The 12,462-nt window shown below is 69.5% G+C and carries 10 protein-coding genes; 5 read left to right on the forward strand and 5 right to left on the reverse strand.

The annotated features are described in order from the left end of the window. Positions 1-325: 325 nt before the first annotated feature. From CH341_RS21085 to CH341_RS21100, 4 genes are all read left to right on the forward strand, one after another. Positions 326-1,705 carry a GntP family permease gene (locus CH341_RS21085; RefSeq protein ID WP_111420951.1) on the forward strand — a complete coding sequence of 460 codons (1,380 nt, stop codon included), beginning with the start codon at positions 326-328 and terminating at the stop codon, positions 1,703-1,705. After that, complete coding sequence (locus tag CH341_RS21090; RefSeq protein WP_111420952.1) at positions 1,702-2,217, forward strand: gluconokinase; 516 nt, start codon at positions 1,702-1,704, stop codon at positions 2,215-2,217. The genes CH341_RS21085 and CH341_RS21090 overlap by 4 nt, the downstream gene beginning before the upstream one ends. 48 nt (positions 2,218-2,265) lie before the next feature. Then, positions 2,266-4,563, forward strand: a complete 2,298-nt coding sequence (locus tag CH341_RS21095) for a xanthine dehydrogenase family protein molybdopterin-binding subunit (RefSeq protein WP_111420953.1) — start codon at positions 2,266-2,268, stop codon at positions 4,561-4,563. Positions 4,564-4,637: 74 nt separating this feature from the next. Continuing rightward, positions 4,638-5,804, forward strand: coding sequence for a mandelate racemase/muconate lactonizing enzyme family protein (locus tag CH341_RS21100; protein ID WP_111420954.1), 1,167 nt, complete (start codon positions 4,638-4,640; stop codon positions 5,802-5,804). A 73-nt stretch (positions 5,805-5,877) separates the two neighbouring features. Here CH341_RS21100 and CH341_RS21105 read toward each other — a convergent pair whose 3' ends face one another. From CH341_RS21105 to CH341_RS21125, 5 genes are all read right to left on the reverse strand, one after another. Next, complete coding sequence (locus CH341_RS21105; protein ID WP_170149743.1) at positions 5,878-7,077, reverse strand: M24 family metallopeptidase; 1,200 nt, start codon at positions 7,075-7,077, stop codon at positions 5,878-5,880. A 351-nt stretch (positions 7,078-7,428) separates the two neighbouring features. Continuing rightward, entirely contained in the window at positions 7,429-8,481 is a 1,053-nt protein-coding gene (locus CH341_RS21110; RefSeq protein ID WP_111420956.1) for an ABC transporter substrate-binding protein, read from the reverse strand. A 36-nt stretch (positions 8,482-8,517) separates the two neighbouring features. Then, a complete protein-coding gene (locus CH341_RS21115; RefSeq protein WP_111420957.1) occupies positions 8,518-9,969 on the reverse strand; it encodes an amidohydrolase family protein in 1,452 nt (483 codons plus the stop codon). An 18-nt stretch (positions 9,970-9,987) separates the two neighbouring features. Further along, positions 9,988-10,803, reverse strand: a complete 816-nt coding sequence (locus tag CH341_RS21120; protein WP_111420958.1) for an ABC transporter permease — start codon at positions 10,801-10,803, stop codon at positions 9,988-9,990. Continuing rightward, positions 10,800-11,606, reverse strand: a complete 807-nt coding sequence (locus CH341_RS21125) for an ABC transporter ATP-binding protein (RefSeq protein ID WP_111420959.1) — start codon at positions 11,604-11,606, stop codon at positions 10,800-10,802. The genes CH341_RS21120 and CH341_RS21125 overlap by 4 nt, the downstream gene beginning before the upstream one ends. 333 nt (positions 11,607-11,939) lie before the next feature. Here CH341_RS21125 and CH341_RS21130 point away from each other — a divergent pair. Next, on the forward strand, positions 11,940-12,462 hold a 523-nt coding region (locus tag CH341_RS21130; RefSeq protein WP_111420960.1), incomplete at its 3' end, for a MarR family winged helix-turn-helix transcriptional regulator.

Raw genomic sequence — 12,462 nt, forward strand, 5'->3', positions numbered from 1 at the left:
AAGCGCCGAGCCAGGGATCCACAACCCCTGTCTGTCGTGAGCCACTGATCCTGTGAGTATGGATTCCGGGCTCTCGGGCTGCGCCCGCGCCCCGGAATGACGAATTTTGCAAAGCCCTCGCCTGCGCGGACGGCGACGGCGAGAGCCGTGCCTGCGAGCCAGCGCCTGTCATCCTACATTCGCCCCACTGCGGCTCGACCGCGCGCTTGCGCCCGACCGCCGGACGCGCATCATGTCGAAATTCGACACGATGCGCATGCCGGCCGGATCGGAGGCGTCTCTCCGCCGCCCGGGATGGTGCCCCGGTGAAGCAGGAGACGACACCATGCCGCCCGCACCCTCTGCGGCGAGCGGGGAGCTGCTGCTCCTCTACGCCTTCCTCGCCATCGTCGCCCTGATCGTCCTGATCGCGCGGTTCAAGCTCAACCCGTTCATCGCCCTGATCGTCGTCTCGCTGGCCATGGGCGTGGCGGCCGGCATGCCGCTGCCGACCATCGTGACGTCGTTCCAGAACGGTGTCGGCGGCGTGCTCGGCTTCATCGCCGTGGTGGTGGCGCTCGGCACCATGCTGGGCAAGCTCCTGGCCGAATCCGGCGGCGCCGAGCGCATCGCCCAGACGCTGATCGGCCTGTTCGGCGAAAAGCGGGTCCACTGGGCCATCATGTTCGTCGCCTTCATCGTCGGCATGCCGGTGTTCTTCCAGGTCGGCTTCGTCCTGCTGGTGCCGCTGGTCTTCGCCATCGCCAAGCGAACCGGCACGTCGCTGATCCTGGTCGGCGTGCCGCTGGTCGCCGGCCTGTCGATCGTCCACGGCCTGGTGCCGCCGCATCCGGCCGCCATGCTGGCGGTCGGCGCCTACAAGGCCGATGTCGGGCTCACCATCATTTACTCCGTCATCGTCGGCCTGCCGGCGGCCGCGCTGGCCGGCCCGATCTACGGCCAATGGATCGCGCCGCGCATCAAGCTGCCGGAGCACAATCCGCTCGCCGACCAGCTCGTCGGCGAGCCGCGGGCGGACCTGCCGGGCTTCGGCGTCTCGGTCTTCACCATCCTGCTGCCCGTGTTCCTGATGGTCGGGTCGAGCCTCGCCGACCTGACGCTCGCGGCCGGCACGCCGGCGCGCAACACGCTCAACTTCATCGGCAACCCGGTGATCTCGCTGCTCGTCGCCCTGCTGGTGGCGTTCTGGACCTTCGGCGTGCGGCGCGGCTTCGATCGTGACCAGCTCCTCAAGTTCACCACCGACTGCCTCGCGCCGACCGCGACCATCCTGCTGGTGATCGGCGCCGGCGGCGGCTTCAACCGCGTGCTGCTCGACAGTGGCGTCGGCAAGGCGATCGCCGACATGGCGCTGCAGCTCCAGGTGCCGCTGCTGGTGCTCGCCTTCGTGGTCGCCTCGGTGATCCGCATCGCCACCGGCTCGGCGACCGTGGCGCTCACCACGGCGGCCGGCATCGTCGCGCCGATCGCCGCCGCCGTGCCCGGCACGGTGCGGCCCGAGCTCCTGGTGCTCGCCACCGGCGCCGGCTCGATCATCCTGTCGCACGTCAACGACAGCGGGTTCTGGCTGATCAAGGAGTATTTCAACATGTCGGTCGAGCAGACGCTGAAGACCTGGACGGCGCTGGAGACGATTCTCGCCGTTTCGGCCTTCGGCTTCACGCTGCTGCTCGCGGCCGTCGTCGGCACCGGAGCGGCACCATGATCGTCGTGCTGATGGGCGTCGCGGGATCGGGCAAGACCACGATCGGCCTGCTGCTCGCCGAGCGGCTCGGCTGCGGCTTCTCGGATGCCGACAGCTTCCATCCGCCCGCCAATGTCGAGAAGATGCGGGCCGGCATTCCGCTGACCGACGACGACCGCTGGCCGTGGCTGCACGCGCTGCGCGCCGCCATCGAGGGCTGGGAGCGCGCCGGCGTCGACCACGTCGTCGCCTGCTCGGCGCTCAAGCAGGCCTATCGCGACGTGCTGGCGCCGCAGGACGACGCGACGTTCGTGTACCTGAAGGGCTCGGCCGCCTTGATCGGGCCGCGGCTGGCGGCGCGCACCGGCCACTACATGAATCCGAAGCTGCTCGACAGCCAGTTCGCCACGCTGGAAGAGCCCGACGACGCCATCGTGGTCGACATCGCGCCCACACCGCCCGAGATCGTCGCCGACATTTTATGCAAACTCGGGCGGACGCCGGCCGAGAGCTTGTCGCCGCCGCCGGCGTGATCCATGCTGGGCGCCCGCCCTCGCGCCCAGCCCTCGCCCCCAGCCCGTATGGCCCTCAAGAACGTCCTGATCGGCAGTCCCGTCCCCCGCCTGGAGGATCGCCGCTTCGTCACCGGCCGCGGTCGTTACGTGGGCGACGTCGCGACCCCGGGCCGGCTGTTCGCCGTCGTGGTGCGCAGCCCCGTCCCGCACGGTGTTCTGCGCGACATCGACATCGCGGCCGCAGGCGGCATGCCGGGCGTGCGAGCGATCGTCACGGCGGCAGACGTGACGCGCGCCCGCGGCGCCGTGCCGATGATCCCGCTCCGCCAGGACTCCTCGCCGGACTTCTTGCGCGCCGCGCAGCCCGTGATCGCATCCGATCGGGTGCGTTATGTCGGCGAGCCCGTCGCCGTCGTGGTCGCCGAGACGGCGGCACTGGCCGAGGACGCGGCCGAGCGGGTGGTGCTCGACATCGACCCCCTGCCGGCCGTGGCCGGCATCGCGGCGGCGCGCGACCGCCACGGACCGCTGTTCGAGACGATTCCCGACAACTGCGCCGGCACGCTGCACGGCCGCCGCGGCGACGCCGACGCCGCCTTCGCCCGCGCCGACTACAGGCGCCGCGAAACCTTCCGCATCCACCGCCACACCGCGATGCCGATGGAGCCGCGGGGTCTGCTCGCCGACTGGGACGCCGCGGCCGGCCGCCTCACCGTGCACGGCGCGGCGAAAGTGCCGTTCGCCAACCGACGCATTCTTGCCGGCCAGCTCGGCCTCGCCGAGGACGCGGTGCGGCTGGTCGAGGACGACGTCGGCGGCGGCTTCGGCGTGCGCGGCGAGTTCTATCCGGAAGATTTTCTGATTCCGTTCGCCGCGAAGTGCCTCGGGTGCTCGGTGCAGTGGATCGAGGACCGTCGCGAGCATTTTCTGGCGACCAACCACGCCCGCGAGATGGAGTGCGACCTCGAGATCGCTTGTTCGCGCGACGGGATCATTTTGGGCCTGCGCGGCCATGCGTCGATCGACCTCGGCGCCTATGTGCGCACCACCGGCGCGACGCCGGCCCGCAGCCTGGCGCAGTTTTTGGCCGGGCCGTACCGCATCCCCGACGTCGCGCTCGCCGTCGACCTGATGCTGACCAGCAAGACGCCGGTCGGCACCTATCGGGGCCCCGGCCGCTTCGAGCCGGATTTCCTGCGCGAGCGCCTGATCGACATGGCGGCGAAGGATCTCGGGCTCGACCGGGTGGAGGTCCGCCGCAAGAACCTGGTGACGCGCGACGAGATGCCGTGGCGTCTGTCGTCCGTCACGCCGCTCGGGCTGGAGAGCGAGTGCGACAGCGGCGACTATCCGGACGTCTTCGCACGCTGCCTCGAAGACTTCGGCTGGAGCGACAAGACGGCGCTGCAGGGCAGGCTCGTCGACGGCCGCCGGCACGGCATCGCGGTCGGCTGCTACTTCGAGGGCGGCTCGCCGGGCCCGCGCGAGAGCGCCATGCTGCGGCTGGACCAGGATGGCCGCGTCAGCGTGCATGTCGGCTCCTCCGCCCTCGGCCAGGGGCTCGAAACCGTGATGGCGCAGATCGCGGCGGACGCACTCGGCCGTCCGCTCGCCGCCATCGTCGGCGTCGTGCACGGCTCGACCGACGCGGTGCGCGACGGCTTCGGCTCCTACTCGTCGCGCTCCGTCGTGATGGGCGGCTCCGCCGTGCTGGCCGCCGCCGAGACGCTGAAAGAATCCATCCGCGCCGCGGCCGCGGCGGCGCTCGGCTGCGCCCGGGACGAGGTGACGCTCGACGACGACCTCGCCCGCAGCGCGAGCGGAGCGACCGTGCGCCTCGCCGATCTGGCGCACCGCGTGGCGGACGCCGAGGGCGAGTTCGGCGCCAATGCGCGCGCCTACAGCTACGGCAGCCACGCCGCGCATGTGGCGGTCGACCTCGCCACCGGCCATGTCTCGGTGCTGTCCTACGTCGCCGTCGAGGATGTCGGCCGGGTGATCAATCCGGCCACCCTGCACGGGCAGACGGTCGGCGCCATCGTGCAGGGGCTGGGCGGCACGCTGATGGAGGAGCTCGTCTACGACGACGAGGGCGAGCCGCTCACCGCGACGCTCGCCGACTATCTGCTGCCCACCGCGCGCGACGTGCCGCCGATCTCCGCCACCGCGCTCGGCCTGGTGCCGGCGCCCAACAATCCGCTCGGCGCCAAGGGCGGCGGCGAAGGCGGCATCATTCCGGTCGGCGGCGTGATCGCCAATGCGGTCGCGAACGCGCTCGCCGATCTCGGCGTCGAGCCGCGCGAGCTGCCGCTGTCGCCGCGTCGCGTGTGGCGCCTGATCCGCGATGCGGCACACGAGGCCTGACGTTTGCACGGCGCTGCACGCGCCCCTATGCTGCCGCTCCCGCCCGTCCCCTCGCCAGCGAAACCGTGCCCCTCATGACCGATTCCCCGATCGCTTCCGTCGACCTCGTGCACATCGCGCTGCCGACCCGGCGCGAGCACAAATGGACCGGCCTCACCGAGCCGATCGGCGGCTACGTGCTGGTGAAGATTTCGGACCACGAGGGCCGCAGCGGCTGGGGCGAGGCGCCCGCGCTGAAGGACTGGGGCGGCGAGTTCGGCCGCTATTTCGGCGAGAGCCCCGGCACCACCATGCAGGTGATCGAGGCCTATCTGGCACCGGCCGTCCGGGGCGCGATGCCGGGCGACATCATCGATCTGCACGCCCGCATGGACCGCATCATCAAGGGCTTCCCCTACGCCAAGGCGGCCGTCGAGTTCGCCGCCTACGACCTCGCCGGAAGGCAGGCCGGCCTGCCGGTGCACCGCCTGCTGGGCGGCGCCGCCCGCAAGGCGATCCCGGTGACGCATTCGATCGGCCTGCTCGGCTTCGAGGAGGCCGAGCGCGAGGTGGCCCAGGTGGTGCAGGAGGGCATCCGCACCATCAAGATCAAGGTCGGCGTCGATCCCGAGCGCGACGTCGAGATGGTGAAGCGCATCCGCGACACGGTCGGCCCGAAGACGACCCTGTGCGTCGACGCCAACCAAGGCTATGCGACGCCCGGCGAGGCGATCCGCACCTTCCGCAAGATGGAGCACTGCGAGCTGAAGTATTTCGAGCAGCCGGTCGAGGGCATCGAGCGGCTCGCCGAGGTGGCGCGCGCCATCGACGCGCCCGTGATGGCCGACGAGAGCGCCTGGAACGCCCACGACGTGATTCAGATCGTCGAGAAGCGCGCCGCCCAGATCGTGTCGATCTACACCACCAAGCCGGGCGGCCTGTTCAAGGCCATGGAGGTGGCGGCGGTGTGCCGCGCCGCCGGCCTCGTGTGCAACGTCAACGGCTCGGTGGAGACCGGCATCGGCAACCTGGCGAACATCCAGCTCGCCGCCGCGGCGCCGGCCGTGACGCTGTCCTGCGTCGTGCCGGTGTCGACACCGGTCGAGACGCTGGGCGGCCGGGTCGGCGGCATCTACTACAAGGACGACCTGATCGCCGCGCCGATGACGCTCGTCGACGGAATGATCACGCTGCCGGACGGCCCCGGCATGGGCATCGCGGCCGACGAGGCGAAGATCGCCAAATACACGATGAGGGGATGAGGCTCAGAGCCTTGCACGGGACTTTATCGGCGTGGTGAGGAGCGGCCGAAAGGCCGCGTCTCGAACCATCGCACTACAGGACCCGCCAGCCGCGCGGAAACTGCTGCAGCGACCGGAACCCGTCTTCGGTGACCAGCACCAGGTTGCCCGTCTGCACCCCCGCCGTGCCGTCGCGCGTCGAGACGTTCGGCTGCACGACCAGCGCCATGCCGGCCTTCAGCTCCATGTCCGGAATGCCGGCGGACGGACGGCTGGCGCTGCCGAGCACGGGCGGCAGGTAACCGCCGCCGTAGCCGTGCACCAGATCGTCGATCACGGTGAAGCCCGCCTCCTCGATCATCCGCGACGCCTCGACCAGCTCGCGCGCATGCGTGCCCGGCTTCACCCGCGTCAGCACCGCGTCGAGCGCCGCATCGGCGACGGTGTGCAGCTCGCGGTACAGCGGGTTCGGCTCCTGGCCGATGAAGAAGGTCCGCAGGATCTGTCCGGTGTATCCCCAGTAGTCCACCGACAGCTCGCAGCTCAGCACGTCGCCCTTCTGCAAGATACGTCCGGACGGAAACTGCCGCGGCACCGCGACGTCCGGCGCCTCCATCGACGTGGTGTCGATGTAGTGAATGAAGTTGGTCCCGCCGGTGGCGAGATAGACGTTCTGCACCAGCGCAACCACCGTGCGCTCGTCGAGCCCCGGCCGGGCGCTCTCGGTGATCGCCATCGCGGCCAGATCGGTGAGCCCGGCCGCCAGCTCGAGCCAGCGCACCTCCTCGTCCGACTTGATCATCCGGACCTGCGCATAGGCGCGGTTCATGTCGACGACGCGAAACATCGACGACAGCCGCTCCGCCTCTCCGGCCGGGATGCGTCCGATCACCCCGACCGTCGCACGCCCCGTGATCGAGAGATCGCTGGTCGCCACCGCGATCAGATCGGCCGCTTTCGCGATGCCGCTGCCTTCGCCCCACAGCACCTCGGTGTTCCAGGCGAGCCGGCGCGCCAGCGGCAGATGATTGTAATGCTGGATGAACATGCGCCGCGGCGCATCAGGCACCACGGCCGTGACGGCCTCGGCCGTCACCGGCCAGCCCGTGATCCAACCGGTCGCCGTGCCGGCGCGCATCGATTCCGCGACGATCAGCGCGTCGAGGCCTTGCGCCACCATCATGTCGGCGACGGCGGCCTCGCGCCGCTTCATCTCCGCATGCGAGAAGCGCGGATAGTTGGCGCCGAGCAGATCTCCAAAACGCGTCCGGAGCTCAGCCTCGAAACCCGCCATGGATGGCATCGGACCCTCCATCCAGAGGAACTGAACGGCCGGCGGCGAATTCCGCCGCACACCGCCTCGTTCGCACCAGAACGAACGACGACAGCAACAAATCACATACGATCACGCGGCGACAAGCCGAAGATGCCGTCTCCCGGCACAAAGATGACGCATCGGACCACCGCGCGTCGTCCCGGCGCTTCGTATACTGACGCGTTCTGTCGTCATCACTGCTATTCCAAGGAGCTTCGGTGACCGCCGGCCCGATTGCGCCGCCGGTTCCAAGCGGCGGTGCAACGACCCGGCGTCTCGCCGCCTGCATCGTGAGGACGTGGCACGTCGCGCCCTCCACCCCCGCGAGTCCTACTTGCCGAACGGCTTCTCCTTCTCCAGCCGCGCCAGCGCCTCCTTGGCGATCGACAGATCGAAGAGACGCTCGGCCGACACCTTCTTCTCGACGAAGTCGTAATAGTCGGCCCAGTAGTCCTGCATCTTCATGATCGAGCCGACGTTCGGCAGACCGTCCTCGTTGACGTAGGACCAGTAGGGCGCGATCGCCTTGACGGTCTCCGGCTTCTGCAGCGCCGTGGTGCGAGCCAGGATGTCGACGATGTCGGGGTGCTGATCCGGCGCGACGGAGGCGGCGTTGAACTCCTTGGCGCCCTGCAGGTAGGCCATGGCGAACCGCACCAGCACGTCGCGCTTCTCGCGCAGCAGCGCCTGGCGCGTCGCGTAGACGCCGATGGTGCCGTCCGGATCGATCTTGTCGCCGGTGGCGATCATCGGCCCCCAGCCGTTCTTCTCCGCGAAGAATCCGAACTGATAAGCTAGGTCGGTGCCGTCGACCTGGCTCTGGCTCAGCATCTTCATCAGGTCCGGTTGCGGCACGTTGGTGACCCAGGTCACGTCCTTGCGCGGATCGAGCCCGGCCCGCTGAAGCGCCAGCGAGAACACGTACTGGTTGATGCTGCCCGTGCCGCTGACGCCGATCTTCTTGCCCTTGAGCTTGCCGAGATCGCCGAGCGTCTTGACGCCGGCGTCGGCCATCTCCTTGCTGACGTTGATCACGGTGTAGCCGTGGCCGGCCTTGTTGTTGCCGCGGTCGAGCACGACGACGAGCGGGGCGCCCCGCGCGATCGAGTTGAACAGGCTGGCATTGGCGGTCATGAAGGTGAGGTCGAGCTCGCCCGCGATCAGCGCCGGAACGGCCTGCTGGCCATCGATGAACATCCGCTTCTCGATGTCGATGCCGAGCTTCTTGAAGTAACCCTTCTGGTCGGCCACCAGGAAGCCGCCGCCGGTGATGAACGGCCCTTCGCCGATCCGCAGCACGTCCGCGGCGCGCGACGCGCCGGGCGCGTTCAACAGCGCCAACACGGCGCCGACAACCGCCAAGATCCCACCAGACGCCTTCATGACCGCCTCCTCTTCGAGACTGCTGCAGATGGACGATTAGACGAGCGCCCGCCGCGGCGCGGCGACGGCCGCCGGCCGCAGCGGCCACGACGACGCCATGCGCGACGACAGGCCGGCGCTTTCGGCGATGCTCCGCCCGATCGCCTCGGCCTCGCGCGAGACCTCGCGCCAGTCCGCGCAGCGGGGAAAGACGCCGTCGCGATAGACGATCTCGCCGTCGACCAGGACGACCTTGGCGTCCGAGCCCTTGCCGGCGCAGACGAAGGCCGAGAGCGGTCGCAACAGCGGCCCGACATGCGGCTTGCGCATGTCGAACACGGCGATGTCGGCGCGCTTGCCGACCTCCAGCGAGCCGATCTCGGCGTCGAGGCCGGCGGCGCGCGCGGCGCCGATGGTCGCCATCTCGATCGCCTGCTCGACCGAGATGCAGGTCGGGTCGAGGTGGCGCTGGTGCTGGAACAGCACGCAGGCCTTGATCTGCTCGAACATGTCGTCGGTGTAGTCGACCATCGGCCCGTCGGTGCCGAGCGCCGTGACGATGCCGCGGCGCGCCGCATTGGCGATCGGCCCGATGCCGCCGCCGCGGATCGACTCGCTGGTCGGCGTGTAGACCAGGCTGGCGCCGACATGCGCCATCTGCTCGAGGTCGAGCTCGGTGCAGTGGATACAGTGCGCCAGGATCCAGCTCTCGTCGAGGACGCCGAGCTGCATCAGGTAGCGCACGTCGGTGCGGCCGGTTTCGCGCAGATGCTTGAGAAAGCCCTTCTCCAGCGAGAACGTGCCGCCGGCGATGTGGCTCGAGATCTTCAGGCCGAGATCGCGCGCGAGCGCGGTGCCGCGGGTGATCAGCTCCTCGGTGCTCATGCCCGAGGCGGTCCAGTGCGCGTTCGCCTCGATCACCATGGCCATGCGCACCAGGCCGCCATGGGCGCCGTCCCAGCGCTTCACCTCCTCGCCGAAGGCGGCGAGCGACTCGTCGAGCGACAGCGGGTGCGTGGTGAAGCGGGCGTTGCGGCAGCGCAGCTCCTTGGCGAAGATCTGGCGGATGCCGAGCTCGGCCTGGGGCGTCACGATCGCCTCGACGATCTCGGGCGTCGTCACCGTGACGGAATGGTTGAGCGAGCAGGTCGTGCCGGTCGCCAGCATCTCGATGCCGCACTGCCAGCTGGCGACCCGCATCGCGTCGACCGACAGGCGCGACACCAGCGGGAAGACCAGATCCGTGATCCAGTCCTCCAGCAGCATGCCGTCGGCGAGCCCCTTGAACAGCACGTACCAGTGGTGCTGGTGGAGGTTGATCAGGCCCGGCATCACCAGGCAGCCCTCGGCGTCGATCACCTCGTCGACGTCGTGCGCGAGCGCGGGATCGAGGCGTGCCCCGACGGCGGCGATGCGGCCGTTCTCGACCAGCACGGAGCCGCCGGGATGGATGTTGCGCTCGCCGTCGACCGTGACCACGAGACCGTTCTGGATCAGGATGCGTGCCATGCTGTTTCGGCTCTTCCGTCAGCTCTTGCCCACGGCCCAGGGCGCGACCCAGCGGTCGATCGCCTGCTGGCCCTTCATGATCACCCCGCCGAAGACGGCGAGCGCGACGAGGCTCGCGAACACCTTCTCGGTCTCCATCACCTGGCCGAAGCGGATCAGCAGATAGCCCATGCCGCTCTGGTTGGAGCCGCCGATCATCTCGGCCGCGACCACCAGGATGATGGTGACGCCCATGCCGAGATGCAGCCCGGCGAAGATGCTCGGGATCGCGGCCGGGATCACCACGTTGGTCTGGATCTGGCGCGTGCTGGCGCCGAGGTCGCGGGCCGCCTTGACCAGCTCCTGGCTGGTCTGGCGGATGCCCGCATAGGTGCTGATCACCACGGGGAAGAACGCCGTGATGGCGCTGATGGTGAGGATGTAGGCCTCGCCGGTGCCGAGCCAGATGATCAGCAGCGGGATCAGCGAGATCTTCGGGAGCGGGTAGAGTGCCGCGATCCACGGGTCGATCACCCGGGCCAGCACCTTGGACATGCCCATCAGCACGCCGACCAGGACGCCGAGCACGCCGGCGACCAGGAACCCCGCCATGATGCGCACGAAGGTGACGGCGAGATTGTAGGGCAGCGATCCGTCCAGGATCATGGCGACCAGGTAGCGGGCGATGCTGGAGGGCGCCGGCAGGATGATGGGGGCGACGTCGCCGGCCTTCACGGCGAGCTCCCACAGCGCGATGAACAGCACCACCGAGAGCGACGGCAGCACCCGCAGCCACAGGGGATCGCGACGCTTCCGCGCCGGCCGGCCGCTCCTCGCCTTTCCGCTCGCCGTCACGCGAGCGCCTCGTCCTGCTGGCGCATGGCGTTCAAGACCTCCTCGCGGATCAGGTGCAGAATGCGATCGTAGAGCTCGCCGAACTCGTGGGTGCCGACCATCTCCTGGGTGCGCGGCCGCGGCAGGTCGATCCGGATGACCTCCTTGATGCGGCCGGGCCGGGCCGTCATCACCACCACCTCGTCGCCGAGCAGGATCGCCTCGTCGATCGCGTGGGTGACGAACAGGATGGTCTTTCGCATGCGCTCGAAGATCCGGGTCAGCTCCTCCTGCATGACGATCTTGGTCTGCGCGTCGAGCGCCGCGAAGGGCTCGTCCATCAGCAGGATCGGCCGGTCCATGATCAGGGCGCGGGCGAGCGCGACACGCTGTCGCATGCCGCCGGAGAGCTGGCTGCAGGCCTTCTCCTCGAAGTTCCTCAGCCCGACCGAGGCGAGCAGCTCGCGGGCGCGGGCGTAGCGCTCGGGCTTCGGCACGCCGGCCATCTCCAGGCCGAACGTGACGTTGTCGATCACGTTGCGCCACGGGAACAGGTTCAGCGACTGCCACATCATGACCGAGCACTGGCCGGGCCGCGCCGGCGGCGCCGACGGATTTTTGGGATCGACGATCCGGATCGTCCCGGAGGTCGCAGTCTCGATGCCGCCGACGATCTGGGCGAGCGTGCTCTTGCCGCAGCCGCTCGGGCCGAGCAGGCAGGTGAGCGTCCCGGAGCGGAAGTGATGGGTGATGCCGTCGAGTGCCCGGACGCCGGCGCCGCCGTCGTCCCAGACCTGGACCAGATTCTCGACGATGATGTCCATGGCGGGGGTGTCGCCGGAATGCGCGGGGACGGGAGAGCGGCGACCGTCGCGCGGCGGACGCTCGACATTAAGTATCTTAACGTTGAGCTTTTCATTTGCATGGGGCCGGCGTCAAGCTCATTATGCGGGCGCTCTGCCGCAATCGAGGGCTCGTGATGTCTCCAGACCCCCGTTCCGGTTCCTCGCGCCCGGCGTTCCGCTCCGGCGCATCGTCGACGGGCGCGGCGCCCAGGCCCGCCGGTTCCGAACCACGGTCCTTCTTCGCGTTCCTGATGGCGGCGAGGATCGAGCCCCCGGACCGGGGCGCCGCGGATCGATCGCGCGAAGGCTGACATGACCACCGAGACACCGGATTCCGTCGCGAAGCTGATCGCGGAATGGCGCCGCGAGCGGCCCGATATCGACGCCTCGCCGGTCGGGGTGCAGGGCCGCACGATGCGGCTCTCGGCGCATTTCCTGCGCCACTCCGAGACGTGGCTGGCACCGCTCGGCCTCGGCTGGGAGGCGTTCAGCCTGATCGTCACGCTGCGCCGCAGCGGCAAGCCCTACGAGATGCGGCCGACCGATCTCCTGGCGGAATCGCTCCTCACCTCCGGCGCCATCACCAACCGGATCGACAAGGTGGCGGCGCTCGGGCTGGTCGAGCGGCGCCCCGATCCGCGCGACCGCCGCGGCGCCATCATCCGCCTCACGCCGGCCGGGCGGCGGCTGGCCGACCGCGCCATCGCCGATCATTTTTCCGGGGTCGACGGGCTTCTGGGCGTGCTGTCGTCGAGCGAGCGGCGGCAGCTCGCGGGCCTGCTGGAAAAGCTGCTCGGCGCGTTCGAGCAGACGCCGAAGCCGGCGAAGACGCCGG

This window comes from Rhodoplanes roseus, assembly GCF_003258865.1.
GTDB lineage: Bacteria > Pseudomonadota > Alphaproteobacteria > Rhizobiales > Xanthobacteraceae > Rhodoplanes > Rhodoplanes roseus.